Here is a 15,812-nt window from a genome sequence, read left to right as displayed (position 1 = left end):
AGATTACTTGGTCAGACAAAACTCGACGGTGTCTGATGTTCTGTCTTCCATTGCTTCAAGTCGCGATGGTCATGCGTTCATGCCGACCCGGCCATAATATCCAACGTTAGGGCCAACAACGATAATCAGCACGCTTGAAAAGTGGGACGCACGTCGTGCAACAGTGCCCAGCCATGGCCAGCGGTTGGAAGCTTGTTTCGCACCAATAGCGGCGGCTGCACCTACCAATGTGAGGGCAAAACCAATACTGACGCTCAGGACAAATATACCACCCAGGGCGACTTCTTTGGCCTGAAGGCCGAGCAACAGGACGGTGATAGCAGCTGGACAAGAAATGAGCTCAACGGACGCAGAGCTTTCGGGAAGCGGCTGACCTATTCACAAGATAGGCGAAGACACGGACTTCGCGATATTGTCCATGACTCGGACGGTCAACGTAGGCTGCGAAACACAATCGAACATCTTTCAGGGTTTGAACGTTTGGAGAGCGCCGCTGCCTTACGTCTGATGTGTATCAACAAATTATTCGCGTCGAAGATTTCAAAGCATGTCCAGGACTGGAGGTTCTAGAAGGCTAAAGAATTCGCTCCTAAGACTTCTCAACTCATCCACTGGCGTCTTCGACGCGAGGATTCAACCCAATCCGCTATCCACAGGCAATGAGGGCTTAGATCTCATCCTCAAGGGTGGCTTGCCCCGAAACCGTCTCTATTTAGTTGAGGGCACTCCAGGTGCGGGCAAAACCACCTTGGGTTTGCAATTTTTGCTGAACGGTGTCGCGGCGAATGAGCCGGTGCTGTACATCACTCTTTCAGAAACCAGTGAAGAATTAGAAAGCGTGGCCCGCTCCCACGGCTGGGACATCTCCGGAATTGAGCTGTTTGAGCTGTCAGCTACTGAAGAGATATTCGGAGCCGCAGGGGAGCAGTCGATCCTCCACCCTTGGGAAGCGGAGCTAGGCGATACAATCAAGCTCATTCAGGATCGCGTTGAGTCCCTAATGCCTCGACGCCTTGTCTTTGACAGCCTTTCAGAGATGCGTCTGCTCGCCCAAGATCCGCTTAGATATCGACGCCAGGTTTTAGCACTCAAGCAGTATTTCGCGGGGCGCGATATCACCGTACTACTGGTAGATGACCTCACTGCCGCCAATGGTGAGCGGGATAATCATCTCCATAGCATCTGCCATGGCGTGATTACCTTGGAGCGATTGACATTAGATTTTGGAGCCGCAAGACGTAGGTTGCAGGTACAAAAACTTCGTGGAGTTGACTTCACTGCCGGTTATCACGACTTTGCAATCGCAAAAGGCGGCCTCCAAGTATTCCCTCGTATGATCGCTGCGAGGCATCACGTTGAATTTAAAGCGGAGGCAATCGATAGCGGCGTCAACGAACTTGATGATCTCATGATGGGAGGCCCGCTCAGAGGCACCAGCACGCTGATCACCGGCCCAGCGGGCTCTGGCAAAACTTTAGTGGCATTGTCATATCTAGCCGCCGCTTGTGAGCGGGGTGAAAACTGCACCATTTATGAATTCGATGAGAGAATCGCCACACTCCTGAGTCGCGCGGAAAGCATGGGCATGCCCTTGAAGCGCTACATCGCAGAAGGCTTGCTGTTGGTTGAGCAAATAGATCCTGCCGAGATCTCCCCTGGAGAGTTTTCTTGGCGGGTGCGCAATGAGGTAGAAAACCGTAACAGCAGATTGATTGTCGTCGATAGTCTCAATGGCTACCTTGCTGCCATGCCTCAGGAGCAACAGCTAATTCTTCAAATGCATGAGATGCTTTCGTACTTATCTCAGTTGGGCGTAGTCACGTTTCTCATCAACCCACAAACTGGCCTAGTCGGAACGATGACGACGAGTTTGAATATTTCTTACGTCGCCGACACGGTAATTTTGATTCGGTTCTTTGAGTCGCAAGGTCGTTTACGCAAGGCGATATCGGTACTGAAAAACCGTGGCGGAGCGCACGAGGACACTATTCGCGAACTGAAGATCGACGACCGTGGATTACGTATCGGAGAGCCACTAGCGGATTTCAGCGGGGTACTCACGGGCACGCCTGCGTACCACGGTGCGGGCGCTCCGCTGTTAGATGAGCGAAGTGGGGGTAAGTGAATTGGAAGAGTATGGTCGCACTGTCCTGATATCGGCCCCGTTTAAAGGGGACGCCGCGACCCTTCAAAAGGTGCTAGGGGAGCGCTACCAAACTCAAGTGTTTTCGGATATTTCCTCCCTATCTGAATGCGTCGGCCCTAATACCGCCGTGATCCTCCTGACTGAGGAGGCGCTCGCTGCGGGCGCTTCCCAACTCGGAGCGGCTCTCGCACTTCAACCCCACTGGTCAGATATTCCAATCGTTCTATTGGCCTCAAACCACTCTCGAGCAGGACGGGATAACGATGCTGCTCGAAGACGCCTTCCGAGCAACACCGCTAACGTAGTGGTACTTGAGCGACCTATGAGCTCTTCCTCACTGCAGAGCGCTATTGCAGCAGCCTGGCAATCTCGAGCGCGTCAGTTCGAAATGCGCGACAAGCTCGCTGAATTGGCTGAGGAGCGTGAGCGATTACGGATATTGCTTGAAAACATCCCCGTCGGCGTCTGCTTCGTCGATGTGACTGGTGCATCCCTCGTTAGCAACCCACTTTACGACCATTACTTCCCCACTGGCCTCACACCGCCCCACTTGAGTGAGCAGGCATGGTTTTCGGAGGAGGAAGACGCCACGAGACTTCCACCGGAAATGTTTCCAGGAGTAAGGGCACTTCGTGGAGATTCCGTCGATGGACTTGTATTTCGCCATTACACCGAAGACGGCGCCGATTCATGGGTGAGGATTAACGCTGTTCCGCTCAGGCAATCAAGTGGCGAGATCATTGGCGCCGCCCTTGTCATCGTCGATATTACTGATCAAAAGCGCGCAGAGTTAACTCTGCGAGAGTTCAATGAATTGCTTGAGATACAAGTTGCAACGCGTACTCAAGCGTTGGCCAAGGCCTTGGAACAACTCCGTACTGAGAGTAATGAGCGCGCGCTAGCTGAGGATAAATTACGCCACTCGCTCAAGATGGAAGCAGTCGGCCAGCTCACGGGGGGCATTGCCCACGATTTCAATAATATGCTTACTGGGGTTCTAAGTGCTCTGGAGCTCATTAAGCTGAGACTGGCTAAAGCAAATATCGGGGGCGTTGAGAGGTACATCAGTGCCGCTCAGACCTCTGCGCAACGGGCAGCATCCTTAACTCAGCGCCTCTTGGCGTTTTCACGGCGACAGTCATTAGACACAAAGCCCTTTGGGGTGAACGAGCTCGTTGTCAGTCTTCACGATCTGTTAGCTCGCTCAGTAAACGAGCAGATCAAAATCATTCTAGATCTGGCCGACTCAGCGCCTTGGGTTCAGTCAGATGCAAACCAACTAGAGAACGCACTGCTCAATCTGGTGATCAACGCACGAGACGCCATGCCGAAGGGTGGTGCCATCACGATTTCAACGCATAGTGAGACTTTCGCGACGGAGCTTGCCGACCCGGACGCATTGACACCTGGCTCCTACGTCCGCATCGACGTATGTGACACTGGGATGGGAATCCCTCCTGCATTTTTGAGCAAGGTAACCGAACCGTTTTTTACCACAAAGCCGCAGGGCCAAGGCACAGGACTAGGACTTTCGATGGTGTACGGGTTCGCCAAGCAGAGCCGTGGGCGCTTGACCATAAATAGTGCTCCAGGTAATGGGACTACTGTGTCGATATACCTGCCGGCTATCGAATCGCATGAATCGATTGAAATTGCCACTCATACGCCCGTTACCGCTGGTATCGGTCAACCCATTCTTCTTGTTGAAGACGATGAGTCTGTGCGAATGCTGAACTCTGAGGTACTCCTTGCACTAGGGTACGAAGTGCTGATCGCAAACGATGCCCACCAAGCGTTAGAAATCATGGAGTCGCTACCTCAGCTTGACCTTTTGGTAACCGACGTAGGACTACCAGGTATGAACGGAAGGCAACTTGCTGAAATCGCTCAGCAGCGATGGCCGGACTTACCCGTTCTCTTTCTGACAGGGTATGCACAGAATGCAGCCAACCGTGAGAACTTCCTGGGCCCTCACATGGAGCTCCTGACGAAGCCTTTTCCATTACAAGTGCTTGCAGAGTTAGTAAGTAAAATGCTCGAGGTCGATTACGCTAAAGCGACGTTGTCCGATTGATGCACTTATGCGACGTTGAGGTGTTCTCTGATAACTATAATTCATATCAAATCACTACTATATGTAGGCCCTCGCTTCCGAAACCACTGGGCCATCTGCAACACCTGGATCAATGATTCGGGCAAAACGCATGGCTAAAGCCAAACTAACCGCCCAATAACTTATTGTTTTTGTTAGATATTGATGAAGTTCTAATTTGGCACAGTCGGTGCATTACAGCTATTCGCGTAGCGTTGGCACACTAATCGACGCGCGTTTAACTGTGATTACTGAAGGAATCCGACATGAACGCCATTGACCTCTTGAAAGCAGACCACGAACGCGTCAAAGCGATTCTGACTCAGCTCAGCGAATCAACTGAGCGCGGCATCAAAAAACGCACTGAATTGCTGGCTAAGCTAGAGCACGAGATAACAATCCACACGAAGTTAGAGGAAGAGATTCTCTATCCCGCTTTCAAGCAAGCTGGGGGCAAGGAACAGGAGGTGATGTACTACGAAGCAAAGGAAGAACATCGCACTGTTGACTCCCTTGTGTTGCCAGATTTGAAAGCAACTGACCCTGGAACTCCTGAGTTTTCCGGGCGCGTCAAGGTCGTCAAGGAACTCTTGGAACACCATATCGAAGAAGAGGAGACGGAAATGTTTCCTCAGGCAAACAAACTTCTCGGCAAAGAGAAACTTAATGAGTTGGGTCAGCAAATGGAGGAGATGAAAGTAGCGTATAAAAAATCGCTTTCAGACCCAAGTCTCGCAGCATGATCGACAAGCAGGCCCAGCTCAGCGCTGGGCCTTTTTTTGCCCGAAAAAAAGCCCGTACGCTAATACGGGCAATGCAAAATACTCATACCAGTAGTCCAGCTCGCGCTACGTCCTATACTCCGTAATCACCTAAGGTTTTAAAAATTTCTCACTGACAGACGGACGGCATCATCAAATTGATGAGCATGAGCCCATCCTCAGCCAACATGAACGTCTAATCGTGAACAATGTAGCTACACCGACCCTGCGAGTTGGTGTTTCCGTGTTCTACTGCGCCTTTGCGTCTTCCCCTCTCCCCTGCCAGGGATTCGCCCTCCTCATTTGGAATACCGGCATGCGACTCTCAGACTTCATCGACGCCAACATTGAGCCAATTTTACAGGCGTGGGAAGATTTCGCGCGCACGATTGACACCCCCGGCGCCCCGCTAGATGCCGAGGGGCTGCGAGATCACGCCGAGCAAATGCTTAATGCCATTGTCATTGACCTGCGCACCAAACAGACGGCGCGAGAACAGATTGCCAAAGCACAGGGTAATGCACCGACTACTGACATTGAGACGCCCGCTGAAACCCACGCTGTCACTCGACTAATGGCCGGGTTCACAATCGACCAAATGGTATCGGAGTATCGAGCGCTCAGGACGAGTGTGCTCGGTCAATGGTTGAAGCAGATCAAAGCTGGCACTCTCATGGACATTGACGATATGACACGCTTCCATGAGGCGATTGATCAGGCGCTGTCAGAGTCTATTGCTAGCTACTCGCGGGCTGTTGATGCATCTCGCAATGTATTCCTCGGAATTTTGGGTCACGACTTGCGCACACCATTGGGGGCGATTTTACTCGGCGCCGATGTATTGAGACGTTCGGAGAACGTTGACGCCCGGGTGACCAAGATTTCCTCCCAGATATTCACCAGCGTCCAGCGAGCGAGTCAGATCGTAGGAGACCTTTTAGATTTAACAAGATGCCAGATGGGCCCAGGTATTCCTGTCAGAAAAGAGACCTTAGATTTGGCACCAATTTGCGAGCGCATTGTTGATGAGATCCGAGCATTTCACCCGTGCACAGATATTCAATTTGAAAAAAAGGCGCTAGTTCCAGGTATGTTTGACGGTGCGCGAATGGAGCAGGTCTTCTCAAATATCATTAGCAACGCGGTTCAACACGGCGACGGACAACGCCCCATTGAAGTGAAGCTAACGGTTTTGGAAAATGACGCTGTTTTTTCCGTTCACAACAGCGGAGAGCCAATACCTGACGACGTCTTGCCATTCATATTTAACCCAATGGGCCGATTTTCTCAGCACTCATTTGTAGAGCACGGGCCCTCAGAAGGATTAGGCCTTGGACTATTCATAGCCTCAGAAATCGTAACCTCTCACGGTGGCGTGATTGATGTGACGTCAACCCAAAGTCAAGGCACCACCTTCATCGTACGAATACCGACATGCGAGAGCAGCGTTTGAATGAAGTGCACATTCATCTGATGCCACGCTCTGTTGATCATGGGCCAAACCGTCTGTCAGCCGTTCCATTTCAACCCCGAGAGATGATCGAGCGGCGTAGTCTTGTACAGAATGGTGGTGGCGGTGGGACGCAATCTACGTGGCCAACAACTCTGTTTACTCCGCTATGCAGAAAGCATTGCTAGCGCTGAAGATCCCCTAATCGCTAGCGATTCCCAGGCCAGTCAGGCGCTCGACACATTGGCAATGTTTTTCGACCTAGGCAGGCTCCAAACAATCGAAGCTTGGCACTCCTAGAGATGGCTAAACAATGACCTCGCAATGAGGCTTTCAGCTACCCCCATCGAACTCTGCCGCTCGTTTAAATTGCATTATCTCGGGCAGATTTTCCTCGATCCACTCGACCATTGCCTCAACCTTTGAGGCCGCCTGTTTCCCCATGTCGGTCAGGTTGTATTCCACATGAGGAGGCACGACTGGGTGAGAAATACGCTCGACGAGTCCATCACCTTCCAAGGCTTGGAGGGTTTGGGAAAGCATTTTTTCACTGATCCCGCCTATCTTTCGACGTATCTCGCTAAAACGATGCGTTCCGTCCATGAGGACAACCAAAACCAGCACCCCCCAGCGGCTGGTCATGTGCTTGAGCACTTGCCGAGACGGACAATCAGCGTCCATCAACTCTCCGCGCCGCACCTTCGCCGTGAAGTTTTGAGGAGGATGCTGTTGCTTGATCATCACACTTACCTTTTTGTACGTACTTACTATTAGTTAGTTTGGCGCTTAGGATGAATCCTCATCACATTTTGTTCAAGGTGCTTTTATGATTGCCATCACCGGTGCTAACGGCCAATTGGGTAGACTTGTAATCGATGCGCTGCTCAAACGCGTCAATCCAAAAAACGTGATTGCCCTTGTTAGAGACCCTGCCAAAGCGCAAGACCTCAAGGAGAAAGGTCTAGATGTACGGCAAGCTGATTACGATCAGCCCGGCACACTTCAAAGCGCGCTGGTCGGTGTAGATCAGCTGTTGCTTATCTCATCCAGTGAGGTCGGTCAGCGTACGCAGCAACATCGTGCCGTTATTGACTCAGCCAAGGCTGCTGGGGTTAAGCTTCTGGCTTACACCAGCGTTCTCCATGGGGGGAAATCGAGTTTGGGCCTCGCTGCGGAACATGTGGAAACTGAGCAGGCGCTTGCCGAGTCAGGTCTCAATCATGTGTTGCTCCGCAATGGTTGGTATAACGAAAACTACACAGCGGGCGTGAAGCCTGCTGTAGAGCACGGCGCTATTTTGGGTAGCGCTGGCGATGGTCGTATCTCTTCTGCTGCCCGTGCAGACTATGCTGATGCCGCTGCGGTTGTTCTGACGACCACTGGTCATGCAGGCAAGATCTACGAGCTTGCTGGGGATGAGAGTTACTCCTTGGTGGAGTTGGCTGCTGAAGTATCGCTGCAGTCTGGCAAGGCTGTTGTCTACACGGATCTCTCTGAGGAGAAGTATAAGTCAGCCCTAGTCAGTATCGGCCTACCTGAAGGTCTTGCCTCAATGCTCGCCGACTCGGATGCAGCTGCTGCAAAAGGTGCGCTGTTTGACGACTCTCACGAGCTCAGCCGCCTGATTGGCCGGAAGACCACACCGATCTCAGAATCCGTCGCAGTGGCGCTCTCGGAGTAGCTTAAGAAGTAAAACTACAGTCCCTCGGTGCGCGAGGAGCGAATTGGGGGCGATCATGGGTGATGAGATGGTTGCTGATGACGTGAATCATGATGCTGGAGAATCGATCTGGGAAGCTGCAGAGTGGCTCAATGAGCCCGGCTTTCACCGCGTGCTGGAAGATCAGTCACTGGAGGTGGTGACTGACGACAAAACCGATTTCTGGCGTGAAACCTACTATGGGTTCGTGCGCGATAGCGGACATTTTCTAGGGTTCACAGCCACGGGTGGGTTCACCGCTCAGGTCAGAGTTAACGCAGACTTCCGCGAACTCTATGACCAAGCAGGAATCATGGTCAGGATCGACGAGCAAACTTGGGTCAAGGCGGGAATCGAGTTTAACGACGGAAATGCGATGATCAGCAGCGTCATCACTCAGAGTCAGTCTGATTGGGCGCCTGGCTTCTTTTCTGGAGATCCGCGCGACTTTTGGCTTCGCGTGACCGTCGCCAACGGCGTGCTTCGTGTGCAGTATTCAACAGATGGCATGAGCTGGCCCTTGCTCAGGCTTGCACCTTTCCCTAAAGCGGATAGTTATCAGGTAGGCCCGATCTGCTGTACACCACAGCGGCAAGGATTGAAAGTCAGGTTTTCAGATTGGTCGTTGATCCGCCCACTGGAACGAGAGCTTCATGACCTGAGCTGATGCGACGGAAAGTGACATAGGCGCTAGAGGGACGCCTCTGGGCATCGCACCTTGGATAATTAAACCGGCTGCCACTTATATGACAATCCCCTCGCAATCCCCGTCATTGGGTCGCGCATGATGATGACACTTAAGGGGGGAAGGTATTCTTACATCCAACGTATGCAAACCTGAATTTGGGCTCAGCTCAGGAGCAAACTGATCTTCACAATTGTTAGCGAGAAATGCTCAAAACGAAACTCGAGATACGTTCCTCCGCTCGGGTGAAAGTCAGCTCCGAGAGAGGAGCAACTTCAGCCCAGCGCCTCCAAAGATTGTCGCGAGTGCTCCCTCGATCCACCGACGGGCTTTGCGGTAACCCTTAAGCATGGGCGCAGTAGAAAAGACAACAGCATAACCGCAGAAGATCGTAATGCTCAGCATCGCGCACCCTGCCAGAATGATGGAGGCTGTACTTGGCGGTGCCCCAGGCCCGAGCCCGAGAGTCATTGTGGCCACCCATCCCAGCAACGCTTTGGGGTTTGTCAGATGCATCAGCAGGCCGCGTTGGTAGAGTCTGAAACCAGAAACGCTCGGAAACGCCGCCGTCTGAGCTGCCAGTGCTTCATCAGTCGTGAAAGCTGATCGTCCCGCCTTGATTGCCAAAAAAAGCAGATATATACCCCCAAAAACCTTCAGAACTACCAATGCTTGCGCGTACTGCGTTAATACCGCTGTTACGCCCGTTGCTGCCAGCGATCCCCAGAAGAACGACCCGCTTACTACACCTGCAGCAAGCATTAACGCTGATCGCCTGCCTTGGTGCATCGCAACCCCCATTATCCGCATGTTACTGGGCCCCGGACTTGCTGCTCCGACGATGTATGCGGTGAATACCAACAGCAGGTTGTGTACGTCGATCACAGGTTTCTCCCGTTGATTCTCAAAGTTAACGTGCAGGACGGTGTAGCTCTGTGACCGACATGGTGAACACCAGTTTGGACTTTCCCTTGTTCGAATATGCGTGGTGTACATCTGTTTTTGCCACTGCTGCACATCCCTTTGACACAACCAACTCAGCTTCACCCACAGTGAAATGAAGTGTTCCAGATTCCACATAAAACAGCTCAGTCGTGCCGTGAGGATGCCCAGACGATTCAAACGTCTCACTCGGGAAAAGCTCCCACCTCCAAAGCTCAATCATGTTCGGGCCGCTCGTCCCGGCGAGAAGCCTAGCGGATCCACCTAATGGCCCACTCCATAGTGTTGGTATGTCTTGGCTTTTGATAACGTGGGCAGCAGGAGTGTCGGCAACATTCACAACATCTGCCACAGAAAGCCCAAGAGCAGCAGCGATTTTGCAGAGCGTGGCAATGCTAGGGTTCGCGGTGCATTTCTCTATTTCAACCACCATTCCCTTGCTCACGCCGGAACGACGAGACAACTCATCCAGCGAGAGTTTCTGATCCTGCCGCTCACGTTTCAGCCTGCGTGACACTGCCTCACTGACTGTCTGCACGTCAGCACCTGGGTCGGTCGATATATTGACTTTATTGGTCATTGGTAGCTAGCATAAATTCTAATTTAGGGATTTGGAGATTCTCTGATGCTATCCGTAATGCCGTCAATCAGCCAGGAAGTGGTGAGGCTTGCTCCTGGCTTCAGAGCCTTAAGCATCTTGGTTGAAGCCGCCCCAATCACCAATCCTGACATTGGCAAGGAAGCCTTAGCCACAGCGTGCGAAATCGTTCTTACAAAGGATGCGGTGTGGGCTGAGGCTCACCTCAACGCGTGGGCCGATGTCTTCCGCAATTTTGGTGCAAAACCACAACGCACGCCGTGCTCCGCAGAAGCCCTTCGCAAGCGGGTTTTCCGCGACGGCAACCTTGCCAGTATTGAGCCCGTGGTAGATCTGTATAACGCTATCAGCATTCAATATGCGATACCGGTGGGGGGGGAGAACGTTGAAGCGTACGACGGCTCCCCTCGTCTTGTAATTGCCGATGGAACCGAGCTGTTTGACACAATGAAGGACGGCGCGCCCGTGCACGAATCCCCCGATCCAGGTGAAGTGGTTTGGCGGGATGATCGCGGTATCACATGCCGGCGCTGGAATTGGCGCCAAGGTATTCGCACCCGCCTGACCTCTGATGCCAAGCACATGTGGTTCATCCTGGAGAGCTTACCGCCGATGCCAATAGAGGCTCTAACAGAAGCGGGTGACAAGTTAATTGCAGGCTTGCACGCAATGATGCCTGGCGCCCAGATTGAGAGTTTTCTTGTTGAGGCAAGCCGCCCTTAATTCCTACATAGATTTAGGTTTTGATACCAACCGAGAATCTGAAATGAGCAAAGCCATAGTAGGCTTGGGAGGATGCTATTACCCAATGCTTGCTATGGAACCTGATGCTCACTGGAAGCAGCCATCTCTGATCTCGCCTTGGCAGGTGTGATGCCGCTCCAGGACTGAAATGCTCGAGCAAAAGAGTTGGAGTCATCAAACCCTAGAAGGAAAGAAATCTCAGCGCTCGACATCGCCGTATTCCGCAGATAGTGACGTGCCAACGAAGCACGCAGCGCGTCTAATGTCTGCTGGAACGTTGTCCCTTCATCGTGCAACTTGCGCTGCAACGTACGGGTACTGACGGCGAGCTTTCGACTCACCGCCTCCATCGAGACTTCTCCTGCCGGCAGGGATTCAAGCAGGACACTGCGTACTCTATCGGCCATGCCGGAAGTCCTCTCCAGGTCGGACAACCGCTGACGCAAACTAGGCTCGAAGAACAACCACATCTTGTGGTTCTCTGTCAGAAAGGGGCGCTCGACGTCTTGAGCGGTAAATACCACGGTGGCCAAGGGGCTTCGAGTAACCGGAATACCGAAGAAAGCTTGATATGACTCAGAATCCAGCTCATTAGCCAGTGATGGCAGGCTCACCTGCAGCGGTTTCACAGGACTACGAGTAGCCAACCTCGCTAGTTGCACGAAAAACACGATTTTGAATGCTAAAAAAACCTCTGGCGGCGGCTCCGAAGGATCTAGAAAATCCATGGTTACCGTCGTGTGCGCATCAGTCCGCACGATCCGAATCGTCATAGGCGCAATTAGCCGCACGTACTTGGCAATCCGTTCGAGAGCGCCACTTAAATTGGTACTGCATAGTGCTGCGAATAGCTCCGGATCAAACCAGTCCGAGGACATAACTTTCGCGATCTGAAGGGGCGCGGGCAATTCCGGGCAAACAGCGACAGCCTCGGCTTCGATAGCCCGCCACAGGTTGAAAAAATTCGCGGAATCCAAACGTACGTTTTGCCGCGTAAACAAATCGCCAGGCATTTTTGCGCGCCGCAAAATAGGAGCAGTGGCTAAGCCGGCATCATGCATCAGCAATCGCCATCCCGGCCAAACAGAGAAGTCCAAAGCGGAGCTGCGTTTGCCTACCATGAAATTTCATTTCTCACTTGGTGGTGATTTTAAGTATCCAGCCCCCAGTCTAGGGCGCCGATCACGCCACAACAACGACAGATCGCGCCAATTTGGCCCGTGAGATCTTGGCGTGTTTTGCAGTCATATCGGCGCGTTAGGCGAGTGCCTAATGGTGTTAATCCGAGCAATCTATACGTCATCCGGGTTTAGCAGTGTCCGTCTGATGCCGTCATCGATGCGACAACGTCTCAACATACCGGAACCAACCGCGTACTCGACGGGATGAACTTCCCATTAATGGTAGACATATGAAAAAGACAGTCCTGATCACTGGTGCATCCTCCGGCTTTGGGTTGATGTTAGCCAAAAGCCTTCATCAACAAGGCTTTGATGTTATCGGTACCAGCCGTACACCCGAAAAGTATGCGGCTCAACTGCCGTTCAAACTGCTCGCACTCGATGTCGACAACGACGCGTCTATTAAACGATTCACGGAAACCTTGTTTCAGCACATCAAGCATTTGGATGTCCTGGTGAATAACGCCGGCTACATGGTGACTGGTATCGCTGAAGAGACCTCGGTTGAGCTTGGTCGCCAACAGTTTGAAACCAATTTTTGGGGCACAGTTAAAGTCACTAATGCCCTGTTCCCTTATTTCCGCCGTCAAAAGCAGGGGCAAATCATTACCATCAGTTCCATTGTCGGCTTGATCGGCCCGCCGAATCTTTCTTTCTATTCAGCCTCTAAACACGCAGTTCAAGGCTACTTCAAATCTTTGCGCTTCGAACTGGATCAATTCAACATTAAGGTAAACATGATCGAGCCCGTCTGGTTTAAAACTAACCTGGGCCACAATGCCATTTCCACAACGACTAACCGTATTGCTGACTACGACGCTTACAGGACGAAGGCGAATGCGGCAACACAAAAGGGAATCGATGATGCTGAAGACCCTAGCATTGTCGTGGGAGCAATCAGCAAGCTTATTGAAGGTAAGAAGTCCAAGTTCAGTAATCCGGTAGGCAAAATGACCGGCATGATTCTGTTCTTGCAGAGCTATGCACCTAAGCTTTTTGAAAACTCAATACTGAAAAGCGTGACGTCGGCAAAGTAAGCAATTGAAATATCAATTCGTACCAGGCGGTAGCACTCAGCTTGAAAAGCTGATCATAAATTGAAGAGAACCAATAGATGAAATACTACTTGTGCAAATTCATCCCCCCTCGCTCTGACTTTCTAGCAACCATGTCAGCTGATGAAAAGGAATGGATGAAACAGCATGGCGTGTATCTGAATGATCTGCTCAGTCAAGGGTTGATCGTCGCGCATGGCCCAGTGATCGACGAAACCGGTGGTTACGGTGTTTCACTTTATCAACTCGCTGATGATCAAGATGTCGTTGCATTGACATCGCAAGATCCAGTTGTCAAAAACGGTGTAGGTCATTACGAGCACTACACTATGTTAAGCCTGGCTGCGCGGCCCTGACTAAGTTAGGTACTACGCCTCAGCTATTCGCACCGTTCTTCAAAAATATTGAGATAAATTTCTCGCGGCAAATCCTGCCGCTTACTTTTTAGATAAGTAGGATTTATATGACTACCGCCCTCGTTACAGGTGCTTCAAGTGGTATCGGCGCAATCTATGCACGCCGCTTGGCTGCACGCGGCCACGACCTTGTACTTGTCGCTCGCGCAACTGATCGACTAAATGCGCTCGCATCCGAGCTGCGCGATGCCCATGGCGTTTCGGTCGAGGTCATCGCTGCAGACCTCACGACGCTGGCCAACTCGAAACTGTTGTGGAGCGCCTTCGTACCGATCCGGTGATCGATATCTTGGTGAATAACGCCGGGGCGGCATTGGTCGGTGACTTTGCCACCGCTGAGCCTGAAAAGATGCAATCCCTGCTGACCCTAAACGTAGTCGCACCGACTCTGCTTGCCTCTGCTGTCGTGGATAAAATGGTGGCGCGTGGTAACGGCTCAATTATCAACATCGCGTCAGTGCTGGCCCTGCTACCAGAGTATTCACACGGTATCTATGCAGCCACCAAAGCCTACGTTCTGACGTTGTCTCGGAGCTTGGCCGCTGAGGTTTCCGCTAAGGGCGTGTATGTGCAGGCTGTACTTCCTGCTGCAACGCGCACTGAAATTTATGAGCGTGCAGGTGGTGACATCAGCCAAGTGCCAGATGTAATGGAAGTAGAGGCTCTGGTGGATGCAGCTCTGGTTGGTTTTGATCGCCGAGAATTGGTGACGATTCCTCCTGTACCTGAATTGGCAGCTTGGGAGGCTTTCGAGCACGCACGTGGCGTACTTGCATCTGGCTTTAGCAACTCCGAGCCAGCAGAGCGCTACAAGTCGTTGTAATACGGATGTTGTCGTATCTTTGTAGTGGCCGAGCGATGCACAGCGCCGGCCACTTTAGCTCAATCAGCCTTTTCGATGTCGGCGCTTAACCCACCGCCGCCTCAATTTTCACATCGATGTAACCGCGAACCGAATGGAGTCGGGACAAGCTTAATGCGCGTCCGCTACCAACGCCCCAGCGACACTCTGATCGATCCCTGGAAGGGAGCCACAAACGCAAGCTCATGGTGTGGAGCCGGGGGCAGCACTACCTGCCATCTCTCGTCCACTTCACCACCGCTTCGTCCGACTGACCCATGCCTCGCGTCATATACCAGTCGCCTGGTCAATGCCCGCCCTGAACCAGAACTCTTCAGCAGACTGACTGAGGCTCGCTTTTGGGCGGGTCAGATGGATTTCTAAAGGTATGTCCCAGCTTTCGTCGAGAGCTCTGACTAAGCGCCCATCTAGGATTTCTTGCTCGGTAAGGCTTTTGGGCAACCACGCCACGCCCTTACTTTCCAAGGCCATGGACATTAACACCGCTGCAAGGTGGCTGCTGAACAGCGGCTTGAGGTGAAGGTAGTCTTCCTTCCCTCGAAGTCTGTGGGCGACGATACGTCCCAGGCCAGACTCATGGGTGTAAGCGAGGTACGGCAATGCCGCTGGGGAGGTGCCGAAGTTAGTGGCAGCGCTCGCGAGAGGTACGAGGACGTCCTCACCAACTTTTTTGCTGATGAACTGATCGGGCGCTAGGAGAGGCGGAACATCAGGATGTCGGTGGCAGAGCAGAAACTGAACCTGGCCATGTATCAGCATCTGCTCACAGACAGCCATGCTGTCTGAGTGCAGCTTCACGGCCTCAATGGGTGCACCATTTTCTGAGCTTCGAAGCCACTTAGGAAAAAATGTAAACGACAGGGAGTGAGTCGCCGCGAATTGCAGCGACTTGGCTGCCATCCCTGCTACCTCTTGAGCCTCGTTGCGCATCCGGTACAAATGTCTGGCTGCTTCCTGAGCGCTGGGCAAAATTTGTCTTCCAGCCTCGGTAAGGGTTGCTCCTTGTGGTGTACGCACAAACAACTCGACCCCCATCCAACTCTCCAGCGAACGAACTCTGCGGCTGAAGGCCGGCTGAGTAACATGGCGTGCTTCAGCGGCGCGGACGAAGCTGCCGTACTCCGCAAGTGCTGAAAGATCTTCGAGCCAAACGAGTTCCATGGGCCATGCCTCCTGTGCAT

14 protein-coding genes and 2 pseudogenes are annotated in these 15,812 nt (G+C 52.4%); 10 read left to right on the top strand and 6 right to left on the bottom strand.

Annotated features, from left to right (window positions below):
- Nucleotides 1-69 precede the first annotated feature (69 nt).
- A pseudogene (locus tag ACP7C6_RS11415) lies at nucleotides 70-339 on the bottom strand (nickel/cobalt efflux protein RcnA); the annotation flags it as partial.
- A gap of 208 nt (nucleotides 340-547) precedes the next feature.
- On the opposite strand from ACP7C6_RS11415, the gene ACP7C6_RS11410 reads away from it, so the two are divergent.
- From ACP7C6_RS11410 to ACP7C6_RS11395, 4 genes are all read left to right on the top strand, one after another.
- Nucleotides 548-2,125, top strand: coding sequence for an ATPase domain-containing protein (locus ACP7C6_RS11410; protein WP_426108740.1), 1,578 nt, complete (start codon nucleotides 548-550; stop codon nucleotides 2,123-2,125).
- A gap of 343 nt (nucleotides 2,126-2,468) precedes the next feature.
- A complete protein-coding gene (locus ACP7C6_RS11405; RefSeq protein WP_426108739.1) occupies nucleotides 2,469-4,220 on the top strand; it encodes an ATP-binding protein in 1,752 nt (583 codons plus the stop codon).
- A 284-nt stretch (nucleotides 4,221-4,504) separates the two neighbouring features.
- Nucleotides 4,505-4,981: a hemerythrin domain-containing protein gene (locus ACP7C6_RS11400; protein ID WP_426108738.1), complete on the top strand. Its 477-nt coding sequence runs from the start codon at nucleotides 4,505-4,507 to the stop codon at nucleotides 4,979-4,981.
- A gap of 334 nt (nucleotides 4,982-5,315) precedes the next feature.
- Nucleotides 5,316-6,452, top strand: coding sequence for an ATP-binding protein (locus tag ACP7C6_RS11395; RefSeq protein ID WP_426108737.1), 1,137 nt, complete (start codon nucleotides 5,316-5,318; stop codon nucleotides 6,450-6,452).
- A 330-nt stretch (nucleotides 6,453-6,782) separates the two neighbouring features.
- Here the strand turns inward: ACP7C6_RS11395 and ACP7C6_RS11390 are convergent, their stop codons facing one another.
- Nucleotides 6,783-7,190 carry a winged helix-turn-helix transcriptional regulator gene (locus tag ACP7C6_RS11390; RefSeq protein ID WP_426108736.1) on the bottom strand — a complete coding sequence of 136 codons (408 nt, stop codon included), beginning with the start codon at nucleotides 7,188-7,190 and terminating at the stop codon, nucleotides 6,783-6,785.
- 85 nt (nucleotides 7,191-7,275) lie between these two features.
- Between ACP7C6_RS11390 and ACP7C6_RS11385 the strand changes: the two genes are divergently transcribed.
- Nucleotides 7,276-8,130: an SDR family oxidoreductase gene (locus tag ACP7C6_RS11385; protein ID WP_426108735.1), complete on the top strand. Its 855-nt coding sequence runs from the start codon at nucleotides 7,276-7,278 to the stop codon at nucleotides 8,128-8,130.
- A 106-nt stretch (nucleotides 8,131-8,236) separates the two neighbouring features.
- Nucleotides 8,237-8,815 (top strand): DUF1349 domain-containing protein, encoded by a 579-nt coding sequence (locus ACP7C6_RS11380; RefSeq protein ID WP_426108788.1) that lies wholly within the window; start codon nucleotides 8,237-8,239, stop codon nucleotides 8,813-8,815.
- A gap of 270 nt (nucleotides 8,816-9,085) precedes the next feature.
- Here the strand turns inward: ACP7C6_RS11380 and ACP7C6_RS11375 are convergent, their stop codons facing one another.
- Both ACP7C6_RS11375 and ACP7C6_RS11370 read right to left on the bottom strand, forming a co-directional pair.
- The gene (locus tag ACP7C6_RS11375) at nucleotides 9,086-9,718 is read right to left on the bottom strand and encodes a LysE family translocator (RefSeq protein WP_426108734.1); all 633 of its coding nucleotides are present in this window, start codon (nucleotides 9,716-9,718) and stop codon (nucleotides 9,086-9,088) included.
- 25 nt (nucleotides 9,719-9,743) lie between these two features.
- The gene (locus tag ACP7C6_RS11370) at nucleotides 9,744-10,355 is read right to left on the bottom strand and encodes a helix-turn-helix domain-containing protein (RefSeq protein ID WP_426108733.1); all 612 of its coding nucleotides are present in this window, start codon (nucleotides 10,353-10,355) and stop codon (nucleotides 9,744-9,746) included.
- Between the two features lie 45 nt (nucleotides 10,356-10,400).
- On the opposite strand from ACP7C6_RS11370, the gene ACP7C6_RS11365 reads away from it, so the two are divergent.
- On the top strand, nucleotides 10,401-11,096 hold the full coding sequence (locus ACP7C6_RS11365) for a B3/B4 domain-containing protein (protein ID WP_426108732.1): 696 nt from the start codon (nucleotides 10,401-10,403) through the stop codon (nucleotides 11,094-11,096).
- A gap of 92 nt (nucleotides 11,097-11,188) precedes the next feature.
- Here the strand turns inward: ACP7C6_RS11365 and ACP7C6_RS11360 are convergent, their stop codons facing one another.
- The gene (locus ACP7C6_RS11360) at nucleotides 11,189-12,178 is read right to left on the bottom strand and encodes an AraC family transcriptional regulator ligand-binding domain-containing protein (protein ID WP_426108787.1); all 990 of its coding nucleotides are present in this window, start codon (nucleotides 12,176-12,178) and stop codon (nucleotides 11,189-11,191) included.
- A 350-nt stretch (nucleotides 12,179-12,528) separates the two neighbouring features.
- Here ACP7C6_RS11360 and ACP7C6_RS11355 point away from each other — a divergent pair, with 350 nt between their 5' ends.
- From ACP7C6_RS11355 to ACP7C6_RS11345, 3 genes and pseudogenes are all read left to right on the top strand, one after another.
- Nucleotides 12,529-13,335: an SDR family NAD(P)-dependent oxidoreductase gene (locus ACP7C6_RS11355; RefSeq protein ID WP_426108731.1), complete on the top strand. Its 807-nt coding sequence runs from the start codon at nucleotides 12,529-12,531 to the stop codon at nucleotides 13,333-13,335.
- Between the two features lie 77 nt (nucleotides 13,336-13,412).
- On the top strand, nucleotides 13,413-13,709 hold the full coding sequence (locus ACP7C6_RS11350; protein ID WP_426108730.1) for a YciI family protein: 297 nt from the start codon (nucleotides 13,413-13,415) through the stop codon (nucleotides 13,707-13,709).
- Between the two features lie 107 nt (nucleotides 13,710-13,816).
- Nucleotides 13,817-14,592 (top strand): annotated as a pseudogene (locus ACP7C6_RS11345) (SDR family NAD(P)-dependent oxidoreductase).
- Between the two features lie 306 nt (nucleotides 14,593-14,898).
- Here the strand turns inward: ACP7C6_RS11345 and ACP7C6_RS11340 are convergent.
- Nucleotides 14,899-15,792 carry a LysR family transcriptional regulator gene (locus ACP7C6_RS11340; protein ID WP_426108729.1) on the bottom strand — a complete coding sequence of 298 codons (894 nt, stop codon included), beginning with the start codon at nucleotides 15,790-15,792 and terminating at the stop codon, nucleotides 14,899-14,901.
- Nucleotides 15,793-15,812 lie beyond the last annotated feature (20 nt).

This window comes from Pseudomonas sp. TWR1-1-4 (assembly GCF_049897165.1).
Taxonomy (GTDB): Bacteria; Pseudomonadota; Gammaproteobacteria; order Pseudomonadales; family Pseudomonadaceae; genus Aquipseudomonas; species Aquipseudomonas canadensis.
The sequence above is the reverse complement of the archived record's forward strand: the minus strand, read 5'-3'. Positions and strand labels throughout refer to the sequence as shown.

Bases quoted from the DNA above. Each gene is read 5' to 3' on its own strand.
- ACP7C6_RS11390 (WP_426108736.1), bottom strand. From the start codon at position 7,190: ATGATCAAGCAACAGCATCCTCCTCAAAACTTCACGGCGAAGGTGCGG.
- ACP7C6_RS11410 (WP_426108740.1), top strand. From the start codon at position 548: ATGTCCAGGACTGGAGGTTCTAGAAGGCTAAAGAATTCGCTCCTAAGA.
- ACP7C6_RS11365 (WP_426108732.1), top strand. From the start codon at position 10,401: ATGCTATCCGTAATGCCGTCAATCAGCCAGGAAGTGGTGAGGCTTGCT.
- ACP7C6_RS11370 (WP_426108733.1), bottom strand. From the start codon at position 10,355: ATGACCAATAAAGTCAATATATCGACCGACCCAGGTGCTGACGTGCAG.
- ACP7C6_RS11340 (WP_426108729.1), bottom strand. From the start codon at position 15,792: ATGGAACTCGTTTGGCTCGAAGATCTTTCAGCACTTGCGGAGTACGGC.
- ACP7C6_RS11400 (WP_426108738.1), top strand. From the start codon at position 4,505: ATGAACGCCATTGACCTCTTGAAAGCAGACCACGAACGCGTCAAAGCG.
- ACP7C6_RS11395 (WP_426108737.1), top strand. From the start codon at position 5,316: ATGCGACTCTCAGACTTCATCGACGCCAACATTGAGCCAATTTTACAG.
- ACP7C6_RS11355 (WP_426108731.1), top strand. From the start codon at position 12,529: ATGAAAAAGACAGTCCTGATCACTGGTGCATCCTCCGGCTTTGGGTTG.
- ACP7C6_RS11350 (WP_426108730.1), top strand. From the start codon at position 13,413: ATGAAATACTACTTGTGCAAATTCATCCCCCCTCGCTCTGACTTTCTA.
- ACP7C6_RS11385 (WP_426108735.1), top strand. From the start codon at position 7,276: ATGATTGCCATCACCGGTGCTAACGGCCAATTGGGTAGACTTGTAATC.
- ACP7C6_RS11405 (WP_426108739.1), top strand. From the start codon at position 2,469: ATGAGCTCTTCCTCACTGCAGAGCGCTATTGCAGCAGCCTGGCAATCT.
- ACP7C6_RS11360 (WP_426108787.1), bottom strand. From the start codon at position 12,178: ATGCATGATGCCGGCTTAGCCACTGCTCCTATTTTGCGGCGCGCAAAA.